General features: G+C 64.1%; 29 protein-coding genes. 10 read left to right on the plus strand and 19 right to left on the minus strand.

Annotated elements, in window-relative coordinates; all coding sequences use genetic code 11:
* Positions 1-41: 41 nt before the first annotated feature.
* On the minus strand, positions 42-1,256 hold the full coding sequence (locus ATI53_RS05355; RefSeq protein WP_009503292.1) for an NADP-dependent isocitrate dehydrogenase: 1,215 nt from the start codon (positions 1,254-1,256) through the stop codon (positions 42-44).
* Positions 1,257-1,420: 164 nt separating this feature from the next.
* Between ATI53_RS05355 and ATI53_RS05360 the strand changes: the two genes are divergently transcribed.
* Both ATI53_RS05360 and ATI53_RS05365 read left to right on the plus strand, forming a co-directional pair.
* Positions 1,421-1,747, plus strand: a complete 327-nt coding sequence (locus ATI53_RS05360) for a hypothetical protein (protein WP_111549883.1) — start codon at positions 1,421-1,423, stop codon at positions 1,745-1,747.
* The gene (locus ATI53_RS05365) at positions 1,744-3,288 is read left to right on the plus strand and encodes a methyl-accepting chemotaxis protein (protein ID WP_111549884.1); all 1,545 of its coding nucleotides are present in this window, start codon (positions 1,744-1,746) and stop codon (positions 3,286-3,288) included. The genes ATI53_RS05360 and ATI53_RS05365 overlap by 4 nt, the downstream gene beginning before the upstream one ends.
* A gap of 60 nt (positions 3,289-3,348) precedes the next feature.
* On the opposite strand, the gene ATI53_RS05370 is transcribed toward ATI53_RS05365, so the two are convergent.
* The 8 genes from ATI53_RS05370 to ATI53_RS05405 form a co-directional block, all read right to left on the minus strand.
* A complete protein-coding gene (locus tag ATI53_RS05370) occupies positions 3,349-4,515 on the minus strand; it encodes a multidrug effflux MFS transporter (protein ID WP_263398761.1) in 1,167 nt (388 codons plus the stop codon).
* Positions 4,516-4,736: 221 nt separating this feature from the next.
* Positions 4,737-5,381: a DsbA family oxidoreductase gene (locus ATI53_RS05375; protein WP_009503296.1), complete on the minus strand. Its 645-nt coding sequence runs from the start codon at positions 5,379-5,381 to the stop codon at positions 4,737-4,739.
* Positions 5,382-5,470: 89 nt separating this feature from the next.
* Positions 5,471-6,343, minus strand: coding sequence for a 3-hydroxyisobutyrate dehydrogenase (gene mmsB / locus ATI53_RS05380; protein WP_009503297.1), 873 nt, complete (start codon positions 6,341-6,343; stop codon positions 5,471-5,473).
* 25 nt (positions 6,344-6,368) lie between these two features.
* Positions 6,369-7,400, minus strand: coding sequence for a 3-hydroxyisobutyryl-CoA hydrolase (locus ATI53_RS05385; protein ID WP_111549885.1), 1,032 nt, complete (start codon positions 7,398-7,400; stop codon positions 6,369-6,371).
* Positions 7,401-7,422: 22 nt separating this feature from the next.
* Complete coding sequence (locus ATI53_RS05390; protein WP_009503299.1) at positions 7,423-8,562, minus strand: acyl-CoA dehydrogenase family protein; 1,140 nt, start codon at positions 8,560-8,562, stop codon at positions 7,423-7,425.
* A 106-nt stretch (positions 8,563-8,668) separates the two neighbouring features.
* Positions 8,669-9,808, minus strand: a complete 1,140-nt coding sequence (locus ATI53_RS05395; RefSeq protein WP_009503300.1) for a glycosyltransferase — start codon at positions 9,806-9,808, stop codon at positions 8,669-8,671.
* A gap of 115 nt (positions 9,809-9,923) precedes the next feature.
* Positions 9,924-11,054 carry a carboxylate-amine ligase gene (locus ATI53_RS05400; RefSeq protein WP_111549886.1) on the minus strand — a complete coding sequence of 377 codons (1,131 nt, stop codon included), beginning with the start codon at positions 11,052-11,054 and terminating at the stop codon, positions 9,924-9,926.
* A 59-nt stretch (positions 11,055-11,113) separates the two neighbouring features.
* A complete protein-coding gene (locus tag ATI53_RS05405; RefSeq protein WP_111549887.1) occupies positions 11,114-11,533 on the minus strand; it encodes a hypothetical protein in 420 nt (139 codons plus the stop codon).
* A gap of 250 nt (positions 11,534-11,783) precedes the next feature.
* On the opposite strand from ATI53_RS05405, the gene ATI53_RS05410 reads away from it, so the two are divergent.
* On the plus strand, positions 11,784-11,963 hold the full coding sequence (locus tag ATI53_RS05410; protein WP_111549888.1) for a hypothetical protein: 180 nt from the start codon (positions 11,784-11,786) through the stop codon (positions 11,961-11,963).
* Positions 11,964-12,298: 335 nt separating this feature from the next.
* Here the strand turns inward: ATI53_RS05410 and ATI53_RS05415 are convergent, their stop codons facing one another.
* The gene (locus tag ATI53_RS05415) at positions 12,299-13,798 is read right to left on the minus strand and encodes a CoA-acylating methylmalonate-semialdehyde dehydrogenase (protein WP_009503304.1); all 1,500 of its coding nucleotides are present in this window, start codon (positions 13,796-13,798) and stop codon (positions 12,299-12,301) included.
* A 108-nt stretch (positions 13,799-13,906) separates the two neighbouring features.
* Here ATI53_RS05415 and ATI53_RS05420 point away from each other — a divergent pair, with 108 nt between their 5' ends.
* The 3 genes from ATI53_RS05420 (at position 13,907) to coaD (ending at position 15,871) form a co-directional block, all read left to right on the plus strand.
* Positions 13,907-14,803, plus strand: coding sequence for a LysR family transcriptional regulator (locus tag ATI53_RS05420; RefSeq protein ID WP_009503305.1), 897 nt, complete (start codon positions 13,907-13,909; stop codon positions 14,801-14,803).
* A gap of 57 nt (positions 14,804-14,860) precedes the next feature.
* Positions 14,861-15,295, plus strand: coding sequence for a CBS domain-containing protein (locus ATI53_RS05425; protein WP_009503306.1), 435 nt, complete (start codon positions 14,861-14,863; stop codon positions 15,293-15,295).
* Positions 15,296-15,373: 78 nt separating this feature from the next.
* Positions 15,374-15,871: a pantetheine-phosphate adenylyltransferase gene (gene coaD / locus ATI53_RS05430; RefSeq protein WP_009503307.1), complete on the plus strand. Its 498-nt coding sequence runs from the start codon at positions 15,374-15,376 to the stop codon at positions 15,869-15,871.
* Here coaD and ATI53_RS05435 read toward each other — a convergent pair.
* The 7 genes from ATI53_RS05435 to ATI53_RS05460 form a co-directional block, all read right to left on the minus strand.
* Positions 15,868-16,014, minus strand: a complete 147-nt coding sequence (locus ATI53_RS05435) for a hypothetical protein (protein WP_009503308.1) — start codon at positions 16,012-16,014, stop codon at positions 15,868-15,870. The genes coaD and ATI53_RS05435 overlap by 4 nt on opposite strands.
* A gap of 78 nt (positions 16,015-16,092) precedes the next feature.
* The gene (locus tag ATI53_RS23200) at positions 16,093-16,260 is read right to left on the minus strand and encodes a hypothetical protein (protein WP_009503309.1); all 168 of its coding nucleotides are present in this window, start codon (positions 16,258-16,260) and stop codon (positions 16,093-16,095) included.
* 525 nt (positions 16,261-16,785) lie between these two features.
* On the minus strand, positions 16,786-17,787 hold the full coding sequence (gene gap, locus ATI53_RS05445) for a type I glyceraldehyde-3-phosphate dehydrogenase (RefSeq protein ID WP_111549889.1): 1,002 nt from the start codon (positions 17,785-17,787) through the stop codon (positions 16,786-16,788).
* A 108-nt stretch (positions 17,788-17,895) separates the two neighbouring features.
* The gene (locus tag ATI53_RS23205; protein ID WP_009503312.1) at positions 17,896-18,039 is read right to left on the minus strand and encodes a hypothetical protein; all 144 of its coding nucleotides are present in this window, start codon (positions 18,037-18,039) and stop codon (positions 17,896-17,898) included.
* A 210-nt stretch (positions 18,040-18,249) separates the two neighbouring features.
* Complete coding sequence (locus ATI53_RS05450) at positions 18,250-18,717, minus strand: disulfide bond formation protein B (RefSeq protein ID WP_009503313.1); 468 nt, start codon at positions 18,715-18,717, stop codon at positions 18,250-18,252.
* Complete coding sequence (locus ATI53_RS05455) at positions 18,717-19,295, minus strand: YqaA family protein (protein WP_009503314.1); 579 nt, start codon at positions 19,293-19,295, stop codon at positions 18,717-18,719. Before ATI53_RS05455 ends, ATI53_RS05450 begins: the two co-directional genes overlap by 1 nt.
* A gap of 318 nt (positions 19,296-19,613) precedes the next feature.
* Positions 19,614-20,666 carry a flagellar motor switch protein FliG gene (locus ATI53_RS05460; RefSeq protein WP_111549890.1) on the minus strand — a complete coding sequence of 351 codons (1,053 nt, stop codon included), beginning with the start codon at positions 20,664-20,666 and terminating at the stop codon, positions 19,614-19,616.
* Between the two features lie 497 nt (positions 20,667-21,163).
* On the opposite strand from ATI53_RS05460, the gene ATI53_RS05465 reads away from it, so the two are divergent.
* Positions 21,164-21,487 carry a hypothetical protein gene (locus ATI53_RS05465; protein ID WP_111549891.1) on the plus strand — a complete coding sequence of 108 codons (324 nt, stop codon included), beginning with the start codon at positions 21,164-21,166 and terminating at the stop codon, positions 21,485-21,487.
* Here the strand turns inward: ATI53_RS05465 and purB are convergent.
* Complete coding sequence (gene purB, locus ATI53_RS05470) at positions 21,433-22,740, minus strand: adenylosuccinate lyase (protein WP_009503317.1); 1,308 nt, start codon at positions 22,738-22,740, stop codon at positions 21,433-21,435. The two genes, ATI53_RS05465 and purB, sit on opposite strands and share 55 nt — an antisense overlap.
* A gap of 115 nt (positions 22,741-22,855) precedes the next feature.
* Here purB and ATI53_RS05475 point away from each other — a divergent pair, with 115 nt between their 5' ends.
* Both ATI53_RS05475 and ATI53_RS05480 read left to right on the plus strand, forming a co-directional pair.
* Positions 22,856-23,257 carry a DUF6314 family protein gene (locus ATI53_RS05475; RefSeq protein WP_111549892.1) on the plus strand — a complete coding sequence of 134 codons (402 nt, stop codon included), beginning with the start codon at positions 22,856-22,858 and terminating at the stop codon, positions 23,255-23,257.
* A gap of 145 nt (positions 23,258-23,402) precedes the next feature.
* A complete protein-coding gene (locus ATI53_RS05480) occupies positions 23,403-24,698 on the plus strand; it encodes a DUF3422 family protein (RefSeq protein ID WP_009503319.1) in 1,296 nt (431 codons plus the stop codon).
* 3 nt (positions 24,699-24,701) lie between these two features.
* On the opposite strand, the gene ATI53_RS05485 is transcribed toward ATI53_RS05480, so the two are convergent.
* Positions 24,702-25,448 carry a hypothetical protein gene (locus ATI53_RS05485; protein ID WP_111549893.1) on the minus strand — a complete coding sequence of 249 codons (747 nt, stop codon included), beginning with the start codon at positions 25,446-25,448 and terminating at the stop codon, positions 24,702-24,704.
* A 178-nt stretch (positions 25,449-25,626) separates the two neighbouring features.
* Between ATI53_RS05485 and ATI53_RS05490 the strand changes: the two genes are divergently transcribed.
* Complete coding sequence (locus tag ATI53_RS05490; RefSeq protein WP_111549894.1) at positions 25,627-26,499, plus strand: glycosyltransferase family 2 protein; 873 nt, start codon at positions 25,627-25,629, stop codon at positions 26,497-26,499.
* The last annotated feature ends 16 nt before the right edge of the window (positions 26,500-26,515 follow it).

Consider the following 26,515-nt stretch of genomic DNA (forward strand, 5'->3'; position numbering starts at 1 on the left):
CGTACGAAAAATTTTGGCGCCCCCTCAAGCAAATGCGCGTGTCAGCCGGCGAGCGCCTTGTTCAGGTTCTCGTCGATCTTTTCCAGAAATCCCATGGTCGTCAGCCATTGCTGATCCGGTCCGACCAGCAGGGCAAGATCCTTGGTCATCCAGCCGTCTTCGACGGTCTCGACGATGACCTTTTCCAGGGTGCTGGCAAAGGCCATCAGCGCGGTGTTGTCATCCAGCTTGGCGCGGTGTTTGAGTCCACCCGTCCAGGCAAAGATCGAGGCGATGGAATTGGTCGACGTCGCCTTGCCCTCCTGATGCTGACGGTAATGGCGGGTGACGGTGCCATGCGCCGCCTCGGCCTCGACGATCTTGCCATCCGGGGTCATCAACTGCGACGTCATCAGGCCAAGCGAACCAAAGCCTTGCGCGACGGTGTCCGACTGCACATCGCCATCGTAATTCTTGCACGCCCAGACGAAGCCGCCATTCCATTTCATGCAACAAGCGACCATGTCGTCGATCAACCGGTGCTCGTACCAGATGTTCTTGGCCTTGAACCGATCTGCGAATTCCTCTTCATAGACTTGCTGGAACAGGTCCTTGAAGCGACCGTCATAGGCCTTGAGGATGGTGTTTTTGGTCGAAAGATACACCGGCCAGCCCAGGTTCAGCCCGTAGTTGAGAGAGGCGCGCGCGAAGTCGATGATCGACGCGTCAAGGTTGTACATCGCCTGATAGACGCCTGCGGACGGGGCGTCATAGACTTCTTTTTCGATGACCGTCCCATCCTCGCCGACAAATTTCATCGTCAGCTTGCCAGCGCCCGGAAAGGTAAAGTCGGTTGCTTTGTATTGATCGCCAAAGGCATGGCGGCCAATCACGACGGGCCGGGTCCATCCGGGCACCAGGCGCGGCACGTTGCGACAGATGATCGGCTGCCGGAACACGACGCCGCCAAGGATGTTCCGGATCGTCCCATTGGGCGATTTCCACATCTGCTTCAGCCCGAATTCCTCGACCCGCGCTTCGTCGGGGGTGATCGTGGCGCATTTCACGGCGCAGCCGATTTCTTTTGTCTTTTCAGCGGCATCAATGGTGATCTGATCATCGGTAGCGTCGCGGCTTTCGATGCCGAGATCGTAATAGAGAAGATCCAGATCGAGATATGGAAGGATCAGCTTTTTCTTGATGAAATCCCAGATGATGCGCGTCATCTCGTCGCCATCCATTTCGACGATCGGGTTGTCGACCTTGATCTTCGACATACGGAATCCTTTCCTGTCTACATGCGGCCCATGCTGTGTGCTTTAGAGCAGAATCGCATGAAGAGAAAGTGCTGTATGCATTTGCATACCGAAGATTGCGGCATGTGCGGAAGAATCGGGCTGGACGTAACAATTTGGAAAGACGCCACGGAATATAGCAGGGGATGCAGACCCGGTTTTGCCACTTCCTTGATGCCCTGATGATTGTCGCGGCGCTGGTATGCGGCATCGGCAGCACCTTTGCCGCCGCGCTGGGGCCGATGCCCGACCGCGCGGGCGATGTTGTCCTGGTGATTGCACCGCCCTGGTCGGTCGGCGCGGCGGCGCTTGTCCTGCGCGCGGGGGGGCAGCCGGTGGGACCGTTTTCCGCGCCTTTCGGCACCCTCGCCGTCTTTGATACAGCACCACCCGTCAGCCAGCTTGTCAGCCTTGGCGCATGGACCGTGCGCGATGCACGCTTCATTTCTTCCATTTGCGGAGTCTCCGGATGATCCCCATGCTTCTTGACCGTATCCAGAAGATGCCGGAGGCGCTGCTTGTGTCGCTTCTCGGGATGATGGTGCTTCCGGTGAACTTCGCGTCAGATCTCTATCTCGGTCTGTCGAACATGCCGGCCACCGCGAGCGCGGTGGTGCTGGTGGGCATGGCGCTTTTGTCGATCCGGATGAACACCCGGCTGCGTGATTTCGTGGTGACAACGGCGGTTCTCGCCGAAGTGATGATCCTGACGGCTGTGTATCAGATGCATCCCTGGCAGATCGACACGCACATGATCTACTTCGTGATGCTTGCCGGGATCTCGGCAATGAACCGCGTCAGCGTCATGCTGTACGGTGCCGGTCTGGTGGCGGTCCATCACGTTGCGCTGACGGTATTTTTTCCATCTCTGGTGTATCCGTCTGTCGATTTCATCGAAGGCGTCATGCGCACCTCGCTTCATGCCGGAGTCGTTATCATGGAAACGGTGATCCTCACGTTGTCGATCCTGCAGCGAAATATCGCGACCCGACGGATCGAGGAAAGCCGCGAGATGCTTGCGGATGAAAGCCACAAGGCGGCCGAGGCACGATCGCGCGCCGAAGCGGCCGAGCGGGAAACGCGCGAGGTTGTCACGCTGTTCAACGACCACCTCCACCGGCTCGCGGACAGGGATCTGTCGTACAAGATCGAAAAACCGCTGCCCGAAGCGTTCGAACCGCTGCGTCGTGATTTCAACCAGGCGGTGACGCAGCTGGAACAGGCGATTTCGGGCGCCAACAAGAAGGCACTCGATTTCGAAGAAGAAGCACGGGGCCTGGAATCCGTGACGGGCGATTTGTCCGGGCGCAGCGAGCAGCAGGCCAACGATCTCAGCTCTGCCGCGCAGCACATGTCCGCCATGACGCGCGCGCTTGGCGGCACCGCCGAGCAGGCGGGGGCGGCTTCCGAACGGGCGCTGGTTGCGCGCGAAAGTGCCGAGCATGGCGGCGCAGTGACAAACGACGCCATCCAAGCGATGCATCTGATCGAGCAGAGTTCTTCGGAAGTCGGCAAGATCATGGATCTGATCGACGATATTTCCTTCCAGACAAATCTTCTGTCCCTCAACGCCGGGGTCGAGGCGGCGCGGGCCGGCGAAGCCGGCAAGGGCTTTGCGGTCGTCGCATCCGAGGTCCGCCAGCTTGCACAGCGCACATCCGAAGCGGCGGCAGGGGTCAAGACGCTGATTCTGGTCAGCGAAGAGCAGGTGACCAACGGCGCGCGGCTGGTAAACGAGGCCGGAGCGAGACTGTCCGCGATTGTCGAAGAAGTCAGCGCGGTCAGCGCGATGATCAGCAAGATTCGCGACGAAAGCCATGGTCAGTCAAAGGGCATGGGCGATCTGTCTGCGACCCTTGCGCGGCTCGATTCCGAAACACAGGACACCGCCGGTCTGAGCGAGGAAATGGCGGCCCTGGGTCTGCGAATCCGCGGCCATGCGCGGGGATTGCTGGGGGATATGGGGGTTTTTCACCTTCCCCAGGACGACGAGGCGCAGCGCCGCAAGGCCTGAAAAGCCCTTGCAATGACGATAGAGCGGGCCTCTCCGGGGCGGGCCCCCGGACCACCCCGGTCAGGATCGCGCTTCGACCCGCAGCAGCCATCGCATTGCAAGCAGCGCAAGTACCGCTTCCACAAGGACCCCCGCCGCCAGCGGAACCGGCGTGCCATTGAACAACAATCCGACAGGCGCCGCGATGATCACCGCAATGACCGTCGCAACCGCCCCGATCAGAGACGCCGCCAGCCCGGCGATATGGCCCACCGGCTCCATCGCGATGGCATTCACGTTTCCGATGGTCAGGCCCATCTGAAAAAATACCGACCATTGCCACACCAGAAAAACCGCGAAGCCCCACCCTCCCGGAACCCCGACAATAAAGGCCGTCAGCGCCAGCGCCACTATGACGACATTGGCCGCAAGCATGACCTGGATCAGCAGCCGCATCCCGAGCCGCATCACCAGAGCCGCGTTCAGCACGTTGCCGCTTGCGGCGCAAACCGCGACACCCGCGAACCACAGTGGAAAGCTGTCCCCCTTGCCGAAGCTCAGATCGTAGATCTGTTGCACCTGTGAAATCATCGAGAAAAGCATCGAAAAGATCAGCCCCTGCATCAGGATCGTGATCCGCACCACCGGGTTTCCCAGCAACTCCGCCAACGCGTCCTTCAACGCCACGACGCTGAAGGGACGGCGATTCTGGCGCGGCAGGGTTTCGGGAAGACGCAGAAACAGCCACAGGGACGATATCGTCGCAAGCAGGACGAAGGCCCAGAAAATCGCTCTCCAGCTGCTGACGTCGATGATCAGCGCGCCAATCGACGGCGCGAGTGCCGGGAACAGGGTGAACACCATCATGACAAAGGACATGATCCGGGCCATTTCCCGTCCCGAATGCAGGTCGCGCACGATGGCAAGCGCGACGACCCGCGGCCCGGCCGCCCCAAACCCCTGGATCATCCGCGCGAACAGCAGGCCTTCGAGCGTGTCTTCCGTGGCGGCGAGCAAAGACATCGCGATATAGATCGCGGCGCCCCCAAGGATCACCGGTTTGCGCCCGAAGGTGTCGGACAGCGGTCCCGTGAACAAAGTGCCAATCCCCATGCCCAGCACAAAGCTGGTCACCACCAGTTGCGCGCGGTTGACATCCTCGGGGGTCAGTTCCGCGCCGATCTGGGGCAGCGCGGGCAGCATGGCGTCGATCGAAAAGGCGATCGTGGCAAAGAGCGTCGCGAGCAAGGCGACGAACTCCACGCGTCCTGGGGCGGTGATGATGCGCAAGGGAGGCCTCGGGGTCGGGAGGGGACAGGGCGGAACCGCCGTCGGGCCGGGGCTGGCCTCGAATGCAGCGGGCGTTCGGCCTTGGGGCTATCGGAGTTTGGTGACGGGTCACAAGGTACAACGATACCAAACCGCTCACAAGCCCGTGACCGCAGCGTAAGCGTCCGGTCGCGCCCCCGTCACGAGGCTGCACGATCCTGCGCCGCCACCTCGGCGATGACCTTTGACCACAGCTCGGTCGCCTGTGCGCCGGGCACCGCATGCTTGCCGGCGACCACAAAGGTCGGCACCGCCGTGACACCCATGCCGCGCGCGGTTGCGTCCATCTCGACGATCTCGCGCTTGTCGGCATCGCTGCCAAGCAGCCGCAGAACGACGCTGGCATCAAGGCCGCAGGCGTCGGCGATGTCCCCGAGCACCTCGTGATCGCCGATGTCGCGCCCTTCGGTGAAGTAGGCGGCAAACAGCGACGAGACGACGGCGGTCTGCACGCCTTCGATCCCGGCCCAGTGGATCAGCCGGTGCGCATCCAGGGTCGAGGGGGTGTGCGTGATCGCATCCAGCCGCATGTTCAGCCCGGTGGCCTCGGCCTCCTGAGCCACGGGCAGATAGGCATCGACCGCGGCCTGCTTGCCGCCGAACTTGGTTTCCAGATAGGTGCGGCGGTCCACGCCGCCCGCCGGCATGTCGGGATTAAGCATGAACGGACGCCAGCGGATGGTGAACGGATGGCCCGGCGCCTCGATCAGGGCGGCATCCAGCCGGGCCTTGCCGATGTAGCACCAGGGACAGATCGGGTCGGAGAAAATATCAAGAGTAACCATGGCAAGCGTCCTTTTGGCCGGCCTTCTAACAGGCCAGGGCGTCAGAGGCGACAGCGGAATCGCCTCTGCGCCGGGGGCGCCTGCCAGGGTCAGCCGCGGCCACGTTTTTCAAAGCGCGGCAGCATGGCGGAAAAATCCATGCCCTGGCCGGACTCTTCCTCGACGAAGCGGCGATAAAGCTCCAGCGCGCGGGCGCCCATCGGTGTGTCGGCATCGACTGCCTCGGCGGCCTGTTGCGACAGGCGCAGATCCTTGAGCATCAGGTCGGCGGCGAAGCCAGGCTTGTACCCGTTGTCCGCGGGCGAGGCCGGTCCTACCCCCGGCGCCGGGCAATAGGCGTTCATCGACCAAGAAGACCCCGACGAGGTCGACACCACGTCAAACATTGCCTCGCGCGCAAGGCCCAGCTTGTCGGCCAGCGCGAACGCCTCGCAGGTGACGATCATGGTCGCACCAAGGATCATGTTGTTGCAGATCTTGGCCGCCTGGCCGTTGCCCGACGGGCCGCAATGCACGGCCTTCTGGCCCATGATGTCGAACAGGGGCGTCGCGATGGCGAACGCCTCGGGGCTGCCCCCGACCATGAAGGTCAGCGTGCCCGCGGCGGCGCCGCCGATGCCGCCCGAAACCGGGGCGTCCAGCGCGCCCAGCCCGGCCGCCTGCGCCTGCTCTGCAACGGTGCGGGCGCTGTCCACATCGACGGTCGAGCAATCCAGCAGCACTGCTCCCTGCGCCATGGCGGGAATGATGTCATCGGCGACTGTGCGCAAAATGGCGCCGTTGGGCAGCATGGTGATGACCACCCGGGCGTCGGCGACCGCCTGGGCCGCGGTTTCGGCCTGTGTGACGCCCGGCGCCGTGGCGCCCGCCACGTCGAAGCCGATGACGCTGTGGCCCGCCGCGGCAAGATTGGCCGCCATTGGCGCGCCCATGTTGCCCAGTCCGATGAATGCGATGTTCATGCCGTTTCCTCCCGTTCAATACCTGTTACAGCGTCAGTTCGCGGTCCCCGAGCGGGGCAAGCATGGCCGCGACCTTGTCCGGCGTGACGTCGCCCGCCTGAAACCGCCATTTCGGGTCCCGGTCCTTGTCGATGATCTGCGCGCGCACGCCTTCCAGGAAATCGCCCTGTTCGACGGCGCGATAGGACACGCGGTATTCCTGTTGCAACGCCTCGCGGATACCGCCGGGTGCTGCGCGCAGACGGCGCAGCATTTCCAGCGTCAGCGCCATCGACAGCGGCGCATTGCGGCGCAGCGCCTTGAGCGCACCTGTTGCAAGGTCGCTGTGCGCGGCGGCAAGGGCGCTTTCGATCACGGCCACGGTTTCGCCCGCAAACAGCGTTTCGATGTCGCCCTCGCTTGCGGCAAGCGCGCTTTCGGGGGGTGGAGCCGCCATCGCGGCCAGGGTCTGCGCGTCGCCGGTCTGGCACAGGTCCGCCGTCAGCGCGGGCCAGTGCGCCTGAGGGATGAACAGATCGGCGAACCCGGCGAAAAGCGCATCCCCCGGCCCCATGCGGGCCGACGTGAGGCCAAGGTAGTCGCCAACCCGGCCCGGCGCGCGCGCCAGCAACAGCGTTCCGCCGACATCCGGCACAAAACCGATGCCGCATTCGGGCATCGAGATCTGCGTGCTTTCCCCGACGATCCGGTGCGAGACATGCCCGCCAAGGCCGACCCCACCGCCCATGACGAAGCCGTGCAGAAAGGCGATGATCGGCTTGGGATAATCCGCCAGCTTGGCGTTCATCCGATATTCGTCGGCCCAGAAACGGCGGCCAAGATCATAATCCCCGGCCATGCCGGCGCGCCAGACGTCGCCGATGTCGCCCCCCGCACAGAAGGCGCGTTCGCCTTGTGCATCCAGGATGACCAGCGCCACCGCGTCATCCTTTCGCCAGGCGTCGATGGCGGTTTCGATGGCCAGGCACATGTCATGGGTCAGCGCGTTCAGCGCCTGGGGGCGGGTGAGGGTGATGCGCCCGGCGCGGCCCTCGATACGGGTGTGGATGTCGGGCATCTGCTGCTCCTTTCGTGGCGGATCAGCGCGACACAAGTCCGCGCGCCACGATCAGCCGCATGATTTCGTTGGTGCCTTCCAGGATCTGGTGCACACGCAGGTCCCTGACAATCTTTTCGATGCCGTAATCCGCAAGATAGCCGTATCCGCCGTGCAGTTGCAGGCACTGGTCCGCCACTTTCGACCCGGCTTCGGTCACGAATTTCTTTGCCATGGCGCAGTATCCGGAGGCATCGGGGGCGCCCTGATCCAGCTTCCACGCGGCCTGACGCAGGAACACCCGCGCGGCCTGCAAGTCGATTTCCATGTCGGCCAGCCGGAATTGAAGGGCCTGGAACTGGTCGATGCTTTGGCCAAAGGCCTGGCGTTCGGCCATATAGGCGAGCGTCGCGTCCAGCGCGGCCTGCGCGGCCCCCAGCGAGCAGGCCGAGATGTTCAGCCGCCCGCCGTCCAGCCCGGCCATGGCGTATTTGAACCCCTTGCCCTGTTCGCCCAAAAGGTTTGCAGCGGGAACGTCGCAGCCATCCATCTGGACCTGCCTTGTGGGCTGCGACTTCCAGCCCATTTTTTGTTCCAGCCCGCCAAAGGACAGCCCCGGCGTGCCGTCTTCGACCAGCAGGGCGGAAATGCCGCGCGGGCCATCATCGCCGGTGCGGGCCATGACCACATATATGTCGGAATAGCCGCCGCCCGAGATGAAGGCCTTGGTGCCGGTCAGGCTGTACCCGGTCGCGGATTTGTCGGCGCGGGTGCGCAGCGCGGCAGCGTCCGAGCCTGAATTCGGTTCCGTCAGGCAGTAGGACAGCACCGTTTCCATGGACAGCGCACCGGGCAGCACACGCGCCTTCATCTCGTCCGAGCCGTAGCTGTCGATCATCCGCGCGCACATGTTGTGGATCGACAAGAAGCCCGCGACCGACGGGCAGGCCATGCTGAGCGCCTCGAACACCAGCGTGGCGTCGAGCCGCGTCAGCCCCGCGCCGCCGCTATCCTCGTCGACATAGATGCCGCCAAGGCCCAGCTCGCCCAGCCGGGGCCACAGATCGCGCGGGATGGTCCCGGCGGTTTCCCAGTCGCGCGCATGGGGCGCGATGTGTTCCTGCCCGAACCCGTGGGCCATGTCGAAGATCGCCGATTGCTCGTCGCTCAACGCAAAATCCATGGGACGCCTCCCTTTCTCATGGAAATTGAACAGTTGTTCAGATTGTGTGCGGAGTCGGCGCGGATTGCAAGCGGGGATGACGCCGGACCGGCGCGGCCGCCGGCGATCAGGGGCGCGGGGTGGGCGCCTCGCGCATGATGCGTTCCATCTTTTGCAGCAGCACGGCGTTGTCGAATTTGGCTTCGGCGGTGGCGCGGGCGGCGCGGGTCATGGCGCTGCGGTCGCTCATGTCGAGCACCTGGGCGATGCGCGCGGCAAAGCCCTGTTCATCCCATTCGGGCACCAAAAGCCCGTTGACGCCATGCTCGACCGCCTCGGGAATGCCGGCGTGGATCGTCGACAGGGTGATGCAACCGCAGGCCAGGGCCTCCTGGATGGCGGTGGGCAGGCCTTCGGTGTTGCCGTTTTGCGCGGTGACGGAATGTTGCAGGAAGGTCTCGGTGATCTCCAGCCGCTGGCGCACGGCATCATGCGGCAGGGCCCCGGCAAAGGTCACCTGATCGGTCACGCCAAGCGTCGCCGCCATGGTCCTGCATGTGTCCAGCAAGGGGCCGTCGCCGATAAAGGTCAGATGCGCGTCGCGTCCCCGCGCGGCGGTGGCAAAGGCACGCAGGGTGACCTGGGGCGCCTTTTTCTCGACCATGCGCCCCACCGCCAGAAACGTCCCCGGCGTCTTGGCCCTCGGGGCAAAGCGGCGGATGTCCACCCCCGAGGGCACCACATGGGCGTTCGGGTGCGTCACGCCATGGGCGGCCAGATTATCAAGCAGGAACTGGCTGACCGAAAACACTCCCGCAAGCCGGGGCATCATGCGCCGGTACGCGCGCACGATCTGGCGAGAGCGCAGCGCAAAGCTGGCATCGGTGCCACGGAAATAGGTAAAGACGGGGATGTCCAGCGCCGCCCCCAGCTTGGCCACCACCAGCGCCTGGGTGCCGAATTCCGCCAGGATCACCTGCACATGCTGGTCGCGCAGCCAGTCCGCGAGGCGCTGGCGGTTCCGGCCAAAGGGCAGCCGGCCGGTGCCTTCGACCGCGGCGTTCCAGCCCATGGCAAAGGGCGCGCGCAGTTTGTCGGCCATGCCCAGCGGCGCGCGGCGCACGAACAGCGGCTTGCCGAACGGATCGGCGCCGTTGAAGCGCCCGGTCAGCACGCAGGTATCGCCGCCAAAGGCATGCTGGATATGGCGGTTGATGAAGGTTTCGCCGGGGACGTGAAAATCCGAGGTGACGATGCAGGTTCTCATGGGCGTTCCCCGTGCTGTCGCCGTGCTGGCCCAGTGTATAGTCCAGTGTGGTCCAGTGCTGGACCCGTGCCGGGCAGGTCCCGTAGATGCCTTGCGACGGCGTGCCGCGCAAGGGTCAGAGTCCTTCGTGAAATTCGTCGATCAGATGGCGGACGACGGCGCGCATCCCGTCCTCGCTTCCTTCGGCAAAGGGGGCGGCGGCGGCGCGCTGGCGGCTGGCGGATGTGCCGGTGCGCACCACATGGCGCATCCGGTTCACCTCGGCGCTGCACCCAAGCGCCTCGGCGTCTTCGGCGATCAACGCGAGCAGATCGTCGGCAAGCTGGTCGAACGGCACGATGGCGCCGGCGCCAAAGTCGATCAGCCCTTCGGTCACGCCATACCGCTGCGCGCGCCAGCGATTTTCCGCGATCAGGAAATTTTCGTAGATCCGCCATCTCTGGTTGCGATGACGGAGGCGCCAGAGCATGCGCAACAGGCATTGTACCAGCGCCGCCAGCATCAGCGTGTCCTCGATGCGGGGCTGCACATCCATGATGCGGGTTTCAAGCGTGGGAAAGCGCGCCGAGGGACGCAGATCCCACCAGATCTTTGAACTGTCCTCGATCACCCCCAGATCGACCAGCGCCTGCACCGAGCGTTCGTAATCCTCCCAGTTGGCGAATTGCGGCGGCAGGCCGGTGCGCGGCAGGTTGTCGAACACCGAAATCCGGTAGCTGGCCAGCCCGGTGTCCTGCCCCTGCCAGAACGGCGACGAGGTCGACAGTGCCAGAAGATGGGGCAGGAAATAGCTGACCTGCCGCATCAGGTCGGCGCGCAGATCGTCGTCGCCGATTTCGACATGCACGTGCATGCCGCAGATCAGCATGCGCCGCACCACCGCCGCCAGCGCGCGGTGCAGATCGTTGTAGCGGTCCTTGTCGGTATGGAGCTGGTGCTTCCAGTCGGCGCGCGGATGGCACGAGGCCGCGATGGGCGACAAGCCAAATCGCGCGGCATGCCGGGCGACGGTGCGGCGCAGGCGGCGCAGATCGTCGCGCGCCTGGGAAATATCCGCGCAGGGCCTGGTGCCGATCTCGATCTGGCATTGCAGGAATTCCCGGCCGACCTGATCGCCCAGATCGGCGCGGCACGCTGTCAGCAGGCCTTCGGGCGCTTCGGCAAGGGCCAGCGTGGTGCTGTCGACCAGCAGGTATTCTTCTTCGATGCCCAGTCGAAACGCCGGGCGCGTGCTGCCATGTGCCATTGCCATCCTCCCGCACGCAGCAAAGCAGAGCCGGCGCCATCGGGCAAGAGGCGCGCGGTTCAGCGCGCGGCGCGCAGGAAATCCGCGATCTTGCGTTCGGGCTGGCCGATATGGTCCAGCGCCGCCGCTTCGGAGCGAAATACGTCGATCCGGTAGGGCAGGGTATTGTCGGCGACCTGATGGTACATGCGTGAGGCGCCGAACGCGAGATCGTCGGGCGCGTAAAACGCATAGCGCGTGCCGGGCAGCACGTTTCTGGTCAGCCGCGATTCCGCCCCGACCATTGACAGCACCTGGAGGAAATCCGACGTCAGGTCCGCGATCCCCGACAGGTCGGCAAACAATGCGGTTCCGGGACGGCAATGGGGGTCGCCCTGAAGCCGTTCGATCACGCCGATATACTCTGCCGGCGTCGTGACACCGAAAAAGCGCAAGTAGGCAAGGTTCCGTTTCGGATAAAGGATCAGGTCAATTGCCATCTGGGATCGTACGTTTCTTCCAACACGTTAAAGTGGATCGTGGAGCGTTCAGCTCGCGCATTTGGTGTTCCGCGATACTGGAGATGTCAAGCGGTTCACATGCCGGCCCCCCAGCGTGCCCGCTCAGGCAAGTCTGCAAAACCGGTTTCCGGCGGACCGGACAAGCTGCGCGTCCGCGCCTTGTCCTGCTGGAGGCACGGTACAACCTGTCGAAGCATACCCGTGTTTTCATGGCCATTCGGGAGTCCTGATGCGCGACGCGACCGGGGGCGGGATAGGTCGCACGCGTTTCTTCCGCAGTACCGGCGAACTGATCGGGCTGGTGCGTCCGCACCGCCATGAGCCGCGGGTCATCCCGTTCGATCGCGGCGGCCGACGACCGATCGACAACGTGCTTGTGCCCGGATCGGGCATCGGGGGAGGTATGTAGCGACCAAAGACCATCATGGTTTCCTCGAGCCCGGCAAGTCCTGCGTCACGAACGAAGACAAGACCCCGAGCGGGCGGGATATGGACAAAGACGGGCATGAACGGTGAGCTTACTGGATGAACAAGAGCACATCGAGACAGGGCCGCGTGAAGGAACCGCCCTGTGATCGCGGAATACTTCTCACAATCTGAATGCGGAATGCAACCATTTGGTGAGAGCCTTTTCGAAAAAATGAAATTTATCCTGTGTTAAACACAAATGTGACCGGCAAGCCACATGGAACCGGGGTGGCATTCCTGCCACCCCCCTTCGCATCACGTCCTGTTCGGATCCGATCAGTCCATGGCCTTGAAATTGAACTCGCCGCCTTCCTTGATTCCGGAAAACCAGCGCGCGGTGACGGTCTTGGTTTTGGTGTAGAACCGGAACGCGTCGGGGCCGTACTGGTTAAGATCGCCGAATGCCGATTTCTTCCAGCCGCCAAAGGTGTGATAGCTCAACGGCACCGGGATCGGAAAGTTGATCCCGACCATGCCCACATTCACCCGGTGGGCAAAATCGCGCGCGGTGTCGCCATCGGCGGTATAGATCGCCGTGCCGTTGCCGTATTCGTTGTCGATCACCAGTTCGAGCGCCTCTTCGTAGGTTCCGGTGCGCACCTGGGTCAGCACCGGGCCAAAGATCTCCTGCTTGTAGATCTCCATATCCGGGGTGACGTTGTCGAACATCGACGGACCGACGAAAAAGCCGTTCTCATAGCCCTGAAGCGCGAAATCGCGGCCATCGACCAGCAGCGAGGCCCCCGCATCGACGCCCGATGCGATCAGCCCTTCGATGCGCGCCTTGGACGCAGCGGTGATGACGGGGCCGTAATCCACGTCCTCGCCCGCCGTATAGGGGCCGACCTTCAGCTTTTCGATGCGCGGCAGCAGCTTTTCGACCAGCGCGTCGGCGGTTTCCTTGCCCACCGGCACCGCCACCGAAATCGCCATGCAGCGTTCGCCGGCCGCGCCAAAGCTGGCGCCGACCAACGCATCGGCGGCCATGTCCAGATCGGCGTCGGGCATGATGATCATATGATTCTTGGCGCCGCCAAAGCACTGCGCGCGCTTGCCGTTGCTGGCGGCGCGACCATAGATGTACTGGGCGATCGGGGTCGAGCCGACAAAGCCGACCGCCTGCACGGTGTCATTGTCGAGGATCGCGTCGACGGTGTCCTTGTCGCCGTTGACCACCTGAAGCACGCCTGCGGGCAGCCCCGCTTCGATCAGCAATTCGGCCAGGCGCAGCGAGGTCGACGGCACGCGCTCGGACGGCTTGAGGATCATCGCATTGCCCGAGCTGAGCGCCGGCGCCATCTTCCACAGGGGGATCATTGCGGGAAAGTTGAACGGGGTGATGCCGGCGACCACGCCCAGCGGCTGGCGCATGGAATAAAGGTCGATGCCGGGCCCGCCGTTGTCGGTGTATTCGCCCTTGAGCAGGCTGGGCGCGCCCATGCACAGCTCGACGACCTCAAGCCCGCGCTGCACGTCGCCGCGCGCATCGGGCAGGGTCTTGCCGTGCTCCATCGACACCAGCTCGGCGAGCTCGTCCATGTGCTCGTTGATCAGCGCGCCGAATTTCATCATCACGCGAGCGCGGCGCTGCGGGTTGGTCGCGCCCCATGCCTTTTGCGCCTGTTCTGCGCGGGCGACCGCATCGTTCAGCTCCTGGACGGTGGCCAGCGGCACCCTGGCGATGGCTTCGCCGGTCGCGGGGTTGAACACATCGGCAAAGCGCCCCGAGGTGCCCTTGACGCGCTGCCCGTCGATGAAATGAGTCAGTTCCTTCATGGTCGCTCTCCCTTGCGATTTCGGATTTGAGCGCAGCCTAGTCTTGCACAAATGCAGGGTACAGGGGTAATCCGGCAAAAGGGTTTTGCGTTTTTGCAAGGGCAAGCCATGCGCGACAACTGGGACGACCTGCGGATCTTTTTGGCGGTGGCGCGGGCGGCCGGGCTTTCGGGGGCGGGACGCGTGCTGCGCATGGATCCGGCAACCGTGGGGCGGCGTGTGGGCCGGCTGGAGGAAACGCTGGGCCAGCCGCTGTTCGCCAAAAGCCCGCAAGGCTATGCGCTGACCGAGGCGGGCGCGCGCCTGCTGGGTCACGCAGAAAGCGCCGAGGCGGCGCTGGGACTGGGCGCGCAGGCCGTGCGCGGCGCGGGCACCGGCATGTCGGGACAGATCCGCATCGGTGCGCCAGACGGCATGGCCAATTTCCTGTTGCCGCAGGTCTGTGCCGAAATCGGTGCCGCCAACCCGGATCTCGACATCCAGATCGTCGCCCTGCCGCGCATCGTCAACCTGACGCGGCGCGAGGCGGATCTGGCCATTGGCGTGTCCGCGCCCACCGCCGGACGGCTGGTGGTGCAAAAACTGACAGAGTACCGGCTGCATCTGGCCGCCTCGCGCGATTATCTGGCGCAGCACCCGCCGATCCGGACACGCGCCGATCTCCGGGCGCATCGCATCGTCGGCTACATTCCCGACATGATCTTCGACAAGGAACTGGACTATCTCAGCGACCTCGGGCTGGACCGGGTCGGTCTTGCGTCCAATTCCGTGGCGGTGCAATTTCACTGGTTGCGGCAGGGGGCGGGCGTCGGCATCGTGCATGATTTCGCGCTGCCCGCAGCACCCGGTCTGGTCAAGGTCTTGCCGGACGATGTGTCGATCACCCGCAGCTTTTATCTGGTGCGTCATGCCGATGATCGCCGGCTTGGACGGTTGGACACCTTTGCCAAGGCGCTGGTGGAGGCGGTGCGCCGCGAATTAACCCGACTCGAAGGTCTGAGTTGACAAACTGTCGCAAGCAGCCGAGCCTTCTACCATAACGCGAGCGATGGAGAAACGCAGATGCAGGTACAGCAGATTCTCAAGGACAAGCGCAGCGACGGGGTGGTGACGGTCGGGCTGAAAGCGACCGTGGCAGAAACGGCACAGCTGCTTGCCGAGCGGCGCATCGGCGGCGTGGTCGTGTCCGAAGACGGGCAGACCCCGCTTGGCATCCTGTCGGAACGCGACATCGTGCGCCGGCTGGCCGCCGAGGGCGCTGCGGTGCTCGGCATGGCGGTCGAGGATCTGATGACCAAGGATCTCAAGACCTGCAGCTGCAAGGATGACTGCGACGAGGTGCTCGCGCGGATGACCGAAGGGCGATTCCGCCATATGCCCGTGGTCGAGGATGGCGTGATGGTCGGCATCATCACCATCGGCGACGTGGTGGCGGCGCAGATCGCTGAACTGTCGATGGAAAAACACGCCCTGCAAGGGATGATCATGGGGCACTGATTTCGGGGAAAGACCGGGCAGGGGTTGCATATTCCAGCGCAATATAGTTGCGTGCCGCAAACGACGGAGGGGCACCCCATGCGTATCGGTCTTTATCCGGGCACCTTTGACCCGATCACGCTCGGCCATATCGACATCATCAGCCGCGCGACGCTGATGGTCGACCGGCTGGTGATCGGCTGTGCGATCAATCGCGACAAGGGGCCGCTCTTTTCGCTCGAAGAGCGCGTCGCCATGATCGAGGCGGAATGCGCGGCGATGTCAGAGACGACCGGCACCGAAATCGTCGTGCATCCGTTCGAAAACCTGCTGATCGACTGCGCGCGCGATGTGGGCGCGCAGATCATCATCCGCGGCCTGCGTGCCGTGGCGGATTTCGAATACGAATTTCAGATGGTCGGTATGAACCGCGCGCTCGACAGCAGCGTCGAGACGGTGTTCCTGATGGCCGAGGCCAAGCATCAGGCGATCGCCTCGAAACTGGTCAAGGAAATCGCCCGGCTGGATGGCGACGTCAGCAAATTTGTGACACCGGCGGTGCATGACGCGCTCAAGGCGCGCTTTGCGCGGCGTTAGCTGCCATAGACAGAGCGATGCGCCAGTTCGGCTTCGTGGCCGGCGATGTCGCAATCGAATCGCGTCCTGACGGGCAGCGATTTCAGTGTGCTGAGCGTGCGGCGAAAGGCGTAGCGGCGATAGATCGAATTCAGGACGGACATGGTTCGGTTCCTCTTGTGCATTTTGACAGGTGCACGTCGCACCGGTCCGGGTGGTGCCTGCGCGAGGGTGTCGCGGTGTCAGGCTTGGCCATAGACGGCCTGGGCGGCGATGCGATGCGCGTCGCCTTGGTGGATGTCCAGATCAAGCGCCACGTCCAGCGGCATGCTGCGCAATTCGCGCAGGGTTCGCAGGTACTTGGCGCGGCGGTCCAGACGGGATCTTAGGGCGTTGATAAGCTGTGTCATGGTGTTGCTCCGTATCTCCTCCCTGTGTTTCTGTTGGCGCTAACCTAGGCGTCGCTGCGGTGCAGCACAACGTCCAAGACTTTCTGCCCGAGTTGCAAAAAATGCATGGCGGCGGGAGCCGGATCGCCGGCTTTTCCATCCCGGCTGTGCGACGCACGGCGCGAACCCCGTTGTTTTCCATGGCTCTGGGGAATCGTTAACCGGAACGGCTTGGTCTTGAGCCAGCCTCATATGGGGGCGCCAAAGGTCAAGCCGCGATACCATGGGAATTCGTGCAACGGGATCGCCGGGTCCCCGGCGGCCAAGGCATCCAGCACCGTCATCCTGCAACGAACGCTGTCACCACCGGTCACGGTCACCACCGAAATTCTGCCGTCGTGGACATCCGCCCGTTCGACCGAACCGGGGGCCGTGCGGGGGTATGCGTCAGCAAAAACCGTCATGAAAGACGAACAGGGCAGGGCCGTTTCCGACCCCGCCCTGCGTATCATGCGCCGCCGCGGGCAGACGCCCGCCGTCGCGCGATCAGATAAGCTTGCCCATGGCGACAGCGGTGTCGCTCATGCGGTTGGAAAAGCCCCATTCGTTGTCGTACCAGGTCAGGATGCGCACCATGGTGCCGTCCATGACCTTGGTCTGGTCCATGTGGAAGATCGACGAATGCGCATCGTGGTTGAAGTCGATCGACACGTTGGGCTTTTCGGTGTAGCCCAGAACTCCCTTGAGCGGGCCGTCAGCGGCAGCCTTGATCGCGGCGTTGATCTCTTCGACGGTGGTCGGATTCCTGGCTTCGAACACCAGATCGACGACCGACACGTTCGGGGTCGGGACACGGATCGCGACGCCGTCGAGCAGACCGTTGAGCTCTGGAAGCACGAGACCAACGGCCTTGGCCGCGCCGGTCGAGGTGGGGATCATCGACATCGCCGCGGCGCGGCCGCGGTACAGATCCTTGTGCATGGTGTCCAACGTCGGCTGGTCGCCGGTGTAGCTGTGGATCGTGGTCATGAAGCCTTTGACGATGCCGACCGTGTCGTTCAGCGTCTTGGCCACCGGCGACAGGCAGTTGGTGGTGCACGACGCGTTCGACACCACGATGTCGTCGCTCGTCAGACTGTCATGGTTGACGCCGTAGACGATGGTCTTGTCCGCGCCGGAGGCAGGGGCCGACACGAGCACGCGCTTGGATCCGTTCTGAAGATGCAGCGCCGCTTTGTCACGCGCGGTAAAGATTCCGGTGCATTCCAGAACCACATCCACGTCGCCCCAGGGCAGGTCGGCGGGGTTGCGTTCGGCCGTGACCTTGATCGGGCCGCGACCTGCGTCGATGGTATCGCCGCTGACCTTGACTTCTTGGGGAAAGCGGCCATGAACGCTGTCGAATTGCAGCAGGTGGGCGTTGGTTTCGACAGGCCCGAGGTCGTTGATGGCGATGACCTCAATATCCGTGCGGCCGGATTCGACGATGGCGCGCAGCACGTTACGGCCGATGCGCCCGAAGCCGTTGATGGCGACTTTGACGGTCATGGAAAGACTCCTCGCTATTGAAAATCGGATGTTGTGGGCAAATCATCAGGTTCGCGGGGCCAAGTCAACATGCACGGAAGCCGCAGGCGACCTGCCGCGCGCCGGCGCTTACCGCCAGAACGCGACCCAGTTGAGCAGGGCAAAAAACTTGCGCCCCAGGAAAACCAGGTGCTCAACGCCGAAATACCAGTAGTCCACCGCCAGCAGGGCGGCGATCAGGACGGCGATCCAAAGTGCGATGCGATTGGTCATGGCGCCCGTGATGCCAGAGCGCACGGGGGCTGTCACGCCCGTTGTGTCGATGCATCTGCTGCTCGACGGGGCGAGCGACCGACGCGGCCCGCGCCGGCCCCTGCGGATTGGCGAACGTCGAAGGCCGGAGACGGCCCGCATCCGCGATGATACATCCCCAAGCGCAGGGTCCGGACGGGGGCGCGGGCAGGGGTCGGTTGGCGCTGTTGCCTAGCGGCTCCGGCGCGCGGCGGCGACCCACAGCAGCGCGAAGGCGAGGCTTGCGAGGGCGTTCCAGCTGGCCATGGACAGGCCCAGGAAGCTCCACAGCACCTCATCGCAGCGTTGGATCGCCATGTTCATGATCAGATCAGCGGCCCGAGCGGGCGACATGTCGGTGATGGACTGCGAACTGGTGCAGGTACTCGGCCCGTCCCACCATTCGCGTTCGACGCCAGTGTGGTACAGCCCCACCGCGCCTGTGGTCAGCGCCGAAACCGCTCCGGCAAGCGGCAGCGCGGGGCCGCGCGTGGCGAGGGCGGCAGCGGCGATAATCAGGGCGGCACCATGCGGCCAGCGTTGCCAGATGCACAGTTTGCACGGCGGAAGGTTCTCGAATACCTGAAAGTAAAGCGCCCCCAGAAGCAGCGCGGCCGAGCCGCCAGCGGCGAGCAGGATAAGGGTCTTGCGGGAGGTCATCAGAGGTATCTCACGATATAGAAGCCACCAACCAGCAGCAGCATGAACAGCGAAAAGACAAGCCCAAGCCGACGTTCGATAAAATCGCGGATCGGGGCGCCGAAGACCCAGAGCAACCCGGCGACGATGAAAAAGCGCAGGGCGCGGGCGATGATGGCGGTGACGAAGAAGGTGCCAAGCGGCATCGCCGTCCAGCCCGACATGATGGTGATTACCTTGAACGGAAAGGGGGTGATACCCGCCACGAGCACGGCCCAGAACCCCACGTCGTTGAACCGCGTGTTGAAGGCATCCATGCTGTCGGCCTTGCCGAGCGATTCCAGAATGGGGCGGCCGACGCCTTCGAAAAAGAAATGCCCGATGCCGTAGCCCGCAAGACCGCCAATGACAGACGCCACCGTCGCCACCAGCGCGATCAGCCAGGCGCGGCGCGGCGCGGCAAGCACCATCGGGATCATCAGCACGTCGGGCGGGATCGGAAACACCGACGCTTCGATGAAGGCAACGGCCGCAAGCGCCCAGAGCGCGCGCGGATGATCGGCGAGCGACATGGTCCAGTCATAGAGGCGGCGCAGCATCGGTGATTTTTCTCCACGGGTCCATCCTGCACGAAGCACGCGGAACCGATGGACGCAACAGACGAATGTCTGGTTGGGGCGTGCCTGAGGTTTCGCCGCACCGCATGGCGCATCGAAGCAGCGGTGTCGCCGGTTCAGTGCCACAGGGCGGGCCACAGGGGGAGTGCCGCAGGGGCTGCATCACTGGGGTTGTATATTCGGGGCTGTATATTTTTGGGGTCATGTCGCACGAGCTGTGTCACGAGGGCGGATGGAGGGCGCAGCATCGCCCTTCGGCGGCTGCGCCTGCGCCCCGGCAACGGTTACGGTGCCATGGGCCTATTCCTCATCGTCGTCCGGGTCGCGCAGTTCGACCTCGCCGGTGGTGACAAGGTCGCGGATGGCAGAGACGACCCGGTTCATTGCCGCCTCGCCCTTCTTGGCGTTGATCGGCAGACCGGCGGCATCTTCGCGCAGGGTGCCAGCCATGCGCTTGGACATGTTTTCCAGCAGATAATCGACAGCCGCCAGATCCTGTTCGGATTTCGCTGCGGCAATGGCCGCCGTCAGCGTTTCGGCGGGTACGTCGCGGGTGATTTTGGGCACGTCCACTTTCTTGAGCCGCTCGGGGATATTCGCGAAGGTAAAGATCGCCTTGCGAACCGCTTCGGCGAAATCCCTGTCGGTTTCTTCCAGCCCTTCGAGCAATTCGTCGCGCTTGGCGCTGTTGGCATAGTTCAGAATGGCGCCTACCCGCTGATCCGGTTTCTTTTCAAAGGCTTTTTGCGGTTCGGCGTCAAGCTGCGCGGCAAGGCTGATTCCGATGCGATCGACCGCATCGGGGCTGACGCCGCCGGTCATCGAGATGGCGTAGGAAATCCGCCGCGCCCGGTCGCCGGGCAACCGGGCGAGCACCTTGGCGGCTTTCGCGGTGTCGATCTTGGACATCATCACGGCTGCGATTTCCGTCGATTCGCCGCCGACAAGTTCTGCAAGCCGTTCCTCACCCAACTTGTTGATGCGTTCCCACGGATCGCCGGTCTGGCGGACCCCGGCTTCCTTGCGCAGGCGCGCGGCGGTGCGGGGACTGATCTTGCCATCGAGCGCGCTGAGCGCCCCGGCTATGTCGCCGGGAAACGACATGCCGACGGCTTCAAGCTCGTCCGAAAATTCCTGGATCACCGTGTTCAGCGTTTCGCGATCGACATAGCGCATCCGGCCCAGCTGCTGCGTCAGTTCCCCCTGAAGGTCATCGGGAAGCGACGACAGCGGCACATCGGCGCCTTCGTTCAAGAGAAACTGCACGACGATGGCGGCCTTGGCGCGGCGCGTCAGCGGCGGACGTTCAAGCAAGGGCCCCGGAAGGGCGGCAAGGGGGGAAAGTGACTGCATCGGAAACCGCTCCTGTTCTAGCGACCCAGAGCTAACCCGACAAGGTTAACGAAGCCTCACCCGATGACGAGATTCTGTGCGCAATTTTCGATCGGGCGTGCCCCGGCGGCGCGGAAATCGGGCAGCCCGTGGGGCCACCCGCCGGATCGTGTGGGCACAAGACGTCCGCCCGACACGAGCTTGCAGCTATTTTTCGCGGAATCGTACGTCAAGCCGTGCGCGCAACTCGGGACGGTCCGGTCATGAAAGGCACCGGCGATGGCGCAAAACGGCGTTGGCGCAATCTGGGCCGGGGTCGCAAGGCGCCTTATCATGTGAAGCGTGGCTCGTGGCGATACATAGCGCACCGCGGGGGGATGCAGCGGCAAAACCAAGGCGGGGGCGCCGGCGGTGCCAATGGCGGGAAACCGAAAATCCTGCTATCGTGCGGCGTATGCGCGGCGGATTGGCCCCGGCGGCCTGCGGTGTTCATTCAGTCGTCTGGGAAAGGCGCATTCATGGATGCCGACGACCAGCAAGACACCTTGCGCGACCGGATCGCCGAGCTTGAATGCCCCCCCGCGGCCCGGCAAAAGCCCGGTTTCCGGACCGTGAAAAGCCGGGGCGACCTGGTCAAGGTGCCGGGCCTGCCGCCGGCGCTGGCGCTTTATACGATCTACGACGACATCTATCTGCGCTGGCGCGGCCTCCCTGCACGACATCACGCCGGCATCGCTTTCCGGACGAACCACCATCTCGTCCCTGACCAGCGCCGCGCGCCTGTCGATCAGCTTTCGCCAAAGACGCGGGCAAAGATCGTATCCACATGCTTGGTGTGGTAGCCCATGTCGAATTTCTCGTTGATGCCATCGACGCCAAGCGCCTTGACCACGTCTTCGTCGGCGAGCAGCAGTTCGCGGAAGTCAAGCCGGTCTTCCCAGACCTTGAGCGCGTTGCGCTGGACCATGGAATAGGCGTCTTCGCGGCTTACACCCGCCTGCGTCAGCGCCAGAAGCACCCGTTGGGACATGACAAGGCCCGGGTATTTGTTCATGTTGTCAAGCATGTGCTGGGGGTAGATAATCATCTTGTCGACCACACCGGCCAGCCGGTTCAGCGCGAAATCCAGCGTGATGGTGGCGTCCGGGCCGATGCCACGCTCGACCGAGCTGTGCGAGATGTCGCGTTCGTGCCAAAGCGCCACGTTTTCCATCGCCGGGATCACGGTCATGCGCACGAGGCGGGCCAGCCCGGTAAGGTTTTCGGTCAGCACCGGGTTTTTCTTGTGCGGCATCGCCGACGAGCCTTTTTGGCCCATCGAAAAGAACTCCGCGCCCTCAAGCACTTCGGTGCGTTGCATGTGGCGGATTTCGGTGGCGACGTTTTCGATGCTGGATGCGATCACACCAAGCGTGGCAAAGAACATCGCGTGACGGTCGCGCGGGATCACCTGCGTGCTGATCGGTTCGGCGCGCAGACCCAGCCGGGCACAGACGTGTTCTTCGACCGCGGGGTCGATGTTGGCAAAGGTGCCCACCGCGCCGGAAATCGCGCCGGTGGCGATTTCCCACTTGGCCTTTTCAAGCCGGTTCTTGTTGCGGTCCATCTCGGCGTAAAAGCGCGCGAAGGTCAGCCCCATGGTGGTGGGTTCGGCGTGGATGCCGTGGCTGCGTCCGACGCGCACCGTGTCCTTGTGTTCCAGCGCGCGCCTTTTCAGCGCGGCAAGCAGCTTGTCCATGTCCGCCAGAAGAATGTCGGCGGCGCGCACCAGCTGCACGTTGAAACAGGTGTCCAGCACGTCCGAGCTGGTCATGCCCTGATGCACGAACCGCGCCTCGTCGCTGCCCACATGTTCGGCAAGATGGGTGAGAAAGGCGATGACGTCATGCTTGGTCACGGCCTCGATCTCGTCGATGCGGGCGACATCGAATTCCACGTCCCTGGCCTTCCAGACGGCTTCGGCGTTTTCCCTGGGGATGACACCCAGATCGGCCTGCGCATCGCAGGCGTGCGCTTCGATCTCGTACCAGATGCGGAACTTGGTGGCGGGGTCCCAGATCGCGGTCATCTCGGGGCGGGCATAACGGGGGATCATCGGCTATCCTCGGGGTTGCACTGGACTTGGGCGCGTCATACGGGGCTTGGGGGCGGGCGGCAAGTCTGCTGGGCGGCCGCCCCGCCTGGATCGGACCACAACAAGGATACGGCGCGTGCGCGGGCTGGAGGCGTTTTTCGGAGACTGGCAACTGACGCGCGAGATCCGCGAGGCGTCGGGCGGCGTCGGGCGGTTCACCGGGCTGGCGCGCTGGCAGCCCGACGGGGACGGCGCGCTGTATGTCGAAACCGGAGATCTGGTGCTGGCCACCGGGCGCTTTGCCGCCACGCGGTGTTATCGCTGGGGACGGGATCTGTCGGTCTGGTTCGAGGACGGGCGGTTCTTTCACACGATCCCGGCAGAGGGCGGCGACACGGGGCATTGGTGCGATCCGGATCAGTACGATGTCAGCTATGATTTCAGCCGCTGGCCCGAATGGCAGGTGCGTTGGCAGGTCAAGGGTCCGCGCAAGGACTATGTCATGGTATCGCGCTATGCGCGTGGAGAGGCGAAATAGCGCCGGCTTTTGCAGCCCGCACGCTGATGTCCCGCAGTATGCGAAGGTATGCCTGTAACGCCCTGAATACCAATGGTTCTGTCTGTTGCAAAGCGGCGGGTTAGTTGTAGGGTAGCGGCCAACGTGTTTTACGGGACAAGATGCGATGCCGCCTGTTCAGGACCATCCTCTGCGTTACCAGCTGGCCAATGAGCTGCACGCGCGCCCGTTCCCGTCGCTCCGTGCGCCGTGCCGGGCGGTTTATCTGGCGGTCAAGAAGGCGCAGGATGCGGCGTCGCGCGACCGATCCCGCGATCTGGCGCATCTCACCGGGCTGCTGGACCGCTACGGCACCCCGCATCCGCAACCGGGGGCGACGCATTTTTCAGCCGCCATCGGACAGCACGTTCTCAAATGGGAACAGCACACCGAATTCGTCACCTACACGGTGTTTCTGGGCGGGCTGGGCGAACGCCCGTTCGATCCGGCGGATTTCGACGTTTTTCCCGACGACTGGCTGCAATCGGCGCCGGGCGTGCGCGTGACCTCGGCGCTGATCCGTATCTGCGAGCGGCCCGACCGCGACTCCGACGTCAATCATCTGGCGAACGACTGGCTGGTGGCCGAAAGCATGGCCGTGTCCCGCGTGCTGGACGATGCGATGGTGGTGGCGGGGGATTTCCGCATCGACCAGGGCGGGCATCTGCGCTTTGCGGTCTTTCCCCGGCGCGATGTCGGAGAGCGTCGCGTGGGCCGTGTGGTGCAGCGCCTGTGCGAGATCGAGACCTACAAGGCGCTGTCGATGCTGGGGTTTACGCGGGTGCGCGGCATCGCGGGGCGAATGACCGAGATCGACGAGGACCTGACACGGCTGATGACCGAGATGACCCATGGCGACGCCCCGGAAGAGGACACCTTGCAGGCGCTCTTGCAGGTGTCGTCCGAACTGGAAACGCTGTCGGCGCAAACGGCGTTTCGTCTTGGGGCGACAGGCGCTTACGAAGCGCTTGTCACGCAGCGCATCGCGGTTCTGCGTGAAGAGCGGTTCGAAGGGCGCCAGACCTTTCGCGAATTCATGGCCCGCCGGTTCGAGCCGGCCATGCGCACCGTCAAGAGCGCCGAGAAACGGCTGGAGACGATGTCGGCGCGGGCCATGCGGGCGGGCGATCTGTTGCGCACGCGGGTCGAGGTCAAGCGATCGGCGCAGAACCAGGATTTGCTTGAAAGCATGGACCGGCGCGCGGATCTGCAATTGCGGCTGCAACACACGGTCGAGGGTCTGTCGGTGGTGGCGATCAGCTATTACGCGGTCTCGTTGCTGGGCTATCTGCTGTATCCGCTGGCCGGGACCATCGGCATGAGCAAGGGCATGCTGACGGCGTTTGCGGTGCCCCCCGTGGTGCTTGCGGTCTGGCTGGGGTTGCGGCGCATTCGGGCGTCGGTCGACAACAACGGCCACTGACCCCTAATAGCGATAGCCAAGCGCGTCCTCGCGCCCCAGATCGAGCTGGCTGCGCAAAAACGTGCGGTCTTCGTCCGACAGCCCTGGGGGCGTCGCGGGGCGCGGGTCCAGCGACGCCACGAACCGCGAGCCAAGCCGCTTGGTCACCGGGCGATAGCCTTCGGGCGCGGATGGCAGGGCAAAGCGCGACTCGATGGCGGCGACAAAATCCCTGGGCGCGCCCTGGACCGCCTCAAGCCGGCACAGCACCACCGTGCAGCCCCGGTTGAAAAAGCTCAGCAGCCCTTCCAGCTTGGTGCGGCGCAGCTGGAACAGATTGGCATAGGCCAGCCCGGTCAGCGGGTGGCGGTCCAGCTGCAGGGGGCGCCCCTGACCGCCAAGCGTCCGGACCTGCGGAAAATACCGGGCGCGATCGGCGACGGTGCCCCAGCGGGCGCGCAGGAACGCGGCAAAGTCCAGGGCCTGCATGTCAGGCGGGCAGTGCCAGGGCCTGGCATGCATCGAGCGCGCCCAGTCTTCGGCGTGGCGCACGACGCAGACCACCGCCGTATCCGCCGGAATCACGGTCATATGGGGCAGGGCGTGTTTCCAGCCAAGCGCCTCTGTCGGGGCCAGCGCGGTGTTGCGCCCAAGCAGCCGCTTGACGAAATTCGTGCCCGACGAACGCTCGCCAAAGACCTGATAGCGGGTGACCGGGGCGCCATCATGGGCGATCTGCCAGCCGGTCTCGGGGAAGTGTTCGGAAATCATGCGCGCGCCTGTGCCGGGCTTTTTTTCAGCTGCGGCAAGGCTATCAGCCCCTGCGCTCTGGCGCGATAGCCTTTCCCGTATCGCGCGGCTAAGGTTCGTGTCACCCCGGCGCAGCCGTCGACCGGGCCACGGTCAGGACCTGACACGAACAGCCGGTAACAGAAAACGGAAAGCCACGATGCAGAGCATTTGCACGGCAATCACCATGGTGCGCGACGATGCGTTCTTTCTGAAGACTTGGGTGCGGTATTACGGCGGTCTGCTGGGGCGCGAAAACTGCACCGTGGTCAACCATGGCCGGTCCCCCGAGGTCGCGCAGCTGGCGCGGGGCTGCAACGTGATCGCCATCCCCGGCGATCCGCACCCGAATTTCGACATGAAACGCTGGCGGCTGCTGAACGGGTTGGTGACCGGGCTGCGCAGCTACTATGACCACGTCATCGTAGGCGATGTGGATGAACTGGTGGTGCTGGACCCGCAGGAGGGCGGCCTGCTGGACTGGCTGGCGGGCCAGCCGCTGCGCCGGGTGCTGACACCGCTGGGGCTGGAGGTGATCCACCGGCCCGAGGTTGAACCCGACCCGCTTGGCGTTGCCGTTCTGGGGCCGCGCCGTCATGTGCGCCCCGCGCCGCATTATTCCAAACCCTGCGTGATTTCACTGGGCACCAAGATCGCGCGCGGGGGGCATTTCACCCAGGCGTCCAGGCTGTTCGCACCCGATCCTCTGTATCTGTTCCATCTCAAGTTCTGCGATGCCGCGCTCTATGCGCAGACCATGGACCGGCGCAATGCCATGACGCAGGACGTGGGTGCCCCGCTGCAAGATGCCGCCATCGGGCGCCATTGGTTCGCCGAGGCGCGCGGCAACGACCGCGCGGTCTTTGCGGGTTTTGCCGATCTGAAACTGCAGGACGGGTTTGATCTGGGGCGGGTGCGCAAGCGCATGCGGCGCAGTTGGAAGCCCCGGGGCGACACCGGGTTCTGGCAATTCGACCGGCCGGATTACGACGTGCAATACGAACTGCCCGAACGGTTCTTCGGGCTGTTCTAGGCGCGCCGCCGGGCTG

The organism is Salipiger aestuarii, from assembly GCF_003259905.1.
Taxonomy (GTDB): domain Bacteria; phylum Pseudomonadota; class Alphaproteobacteria; order Rhodobacterales; family Rhodobacteraceae; genus Salipiger; species Salipiger aestuarii.

Coding starts and splice junctions, on each gene's coding strand:
- ATI53_RS05355 (WP_009503292.1), bottom strand. CDS start 1,256: ATGTCGAAGATCAAGGTCGACAACCCGATCGTCGAAATGGATGGCGAC.
- ATI53_RS05360 (WP_111549883.1), top strand. CDS start 1,421: ATGCAGACCCGGTTTTGCCACTTCCTTGATGCCCTGATGATTGTCGCG.
- ATI53_RS05365 (WP_111549884.1), top strand. CDS start 1,744: ATGATCCCCATGCTTCTTGACCGTATCCAGAAGATGCCGGAGGCGCTG.
- ATI53_RS05375 (WP_009503296.1), bottom strand. CDS start 5,381: ATGGTTACTCTTGATATTTTCTCCGACCCGATCTGTCCCTGGTGCTAC.
- mmsB (WP_009503297.1), bottom strand. CDS start 6,343: ATGAACATCGCATTCATCGGACTGGGCAACATGGGCGCGCCAATGGCG.
- ATI53_RS05385 (WP_111549885.1), bottom strand. CDS start 7,400: ATGCCCGACATCCACACCCGTATCGAGGGCCGCGCCGGGCGCATCACC.
- ATI53_RS05390 (WP_009503299.1), bottom strand. CDS start 8,562: ATGGATTTTGCGTTGAGCGACGAGCAATCGGCGATCTTCGACATGGCC.
- ATI53_RS05395 (WP_009503300.1), bottom strand. CDS start 9,808: ATGAGAACCTGCATCGTCACCTCGGATTTTCACGTCCCCGGCGAAACC.
- ATI53_RS05400 (WP_111549886.1), bottom strand. CDS start 11,054: ATGGCACATGGCAGCACGCGCCCGGCGTTTCGACTGGGCATCGAAGAA.
- ATI53_RS05405 (WP_111549887.1), bottom strand. CDS start 11,533: ATGGCAATTGACCTGATCCTTTATCCGAAACGGAACCTTGCCTACTTG.
- ATI53_RS05410 (WP_111549888.1), top strand. CDS start 11,784: ATGCGCGACGCGACCGGGGGCGGGATAGGTCGCACGCGTTTCTTCCGC.
- ATI53_RS05415 (WP_009503304.1), bottom strand. CDS start 13,798: ATGAAGGAACTGACTCATTTCATCGACGGGCAGCGCGTCAAGGGCACC.
- ATI53_RS05420 (WP_009503305.1), top strand. CDS start 13,907: ATGCGCGACAACTGGGACGACCTGCGGATCTTTTTGGCGGTGGCGCGG.
- ATI53_RS05425 (WP_009503306.1), top strand. CDS start 14,861: ATGCAGGTACAGCAGATTCTCAAGGACAAGCGCAGCGACGGGGTGGTG.
- coaD (WP_009503307.1), top strand. CDS start 15,374: ATGCGTATCGGTCTTTATCCGGGCACCTTTGACCCGATCACGCTCGGC.
- ATI53_RS05435 (WP_009503308.1), bottom strand. CDS start 16,014: ATGTCCGTCCTGAATTCGATCTATCGCCGCTACGCCTTTCGCCGCACG.
- ATI53_RS23200 (WP_009503309.1), bottom strand. CDS start 16,260: ATGACACAGCTTATCAACGCCCTAAGATCCCGTCTGGACCGCCGCGCC.
- gap (WP_111549889.1), bottom strand. CDS start 17,787: ATGACCGTCAAAGTCGCCATCAACGGCTTCGGGCGCATCGGCCGTAAC.
- ATI53_RS23205 (WP_009503312.1), bottom strand. CDS start 18,039: ATGACCAATCGCATCGCACTTTGGATCGCCGTCCTGATCGCCGCCCTG.
- ATI53_RS05450 (WP_009503313.1), bottom strand. CDS start 18,717: ATGACCTCCCGCAAGACCCTTATCCTGCTCGCCGCTGGCGGCTCGGCC.
- ATI53_RS05455 (WP_009503314.1), bottom strand. CDS start 19,295: ATGCTGCGCCGCCTCTATGACTGGACCATGTCGCTCGCCGATCATCCG.
- ATI53_RS05460 (WP_111549890.1), bottom strand. CDS start 20,666: ATGCAGTCACTTTCCCCCCTTGCCGCCCTTCCGGGGCCCTTGCTTGAA.
- ATI53_RS05465 (WP_111549891.1), top strand. CDS start 21,164: ATGGATGCCGACGACCAGCAAGACACCTTGCGCGACCGGATCGCCGAG.
- purB (WP_009503317.1), bottom strand. CDS start 22,740: ATGATCCCCCGTTATGCCCGCCCCGAGATGACCGCGATCTGGGACCCC.
- ATI53_RS05480 (WP_009503319.1), top strand. CDS start 23,403: ATGCCGCCTGTTCAGGACCATCCTCTGCGTTACCAGCTGGCCAATGAG.
- ATI53_RS05485 (WP_111549893.1), bottom strand. CDS start 25,448: ATGATTTCCGAACACTTCCCCGAGACCGGCTGGCAGATCGCCCATGAT.
- ATI53_RS05490 (WP_111549894.1), top strand. CDS start 25,627: ATGCAGAGCATTTGCACGGCAATCACCATGGTGCGCGACGATGCGTTC.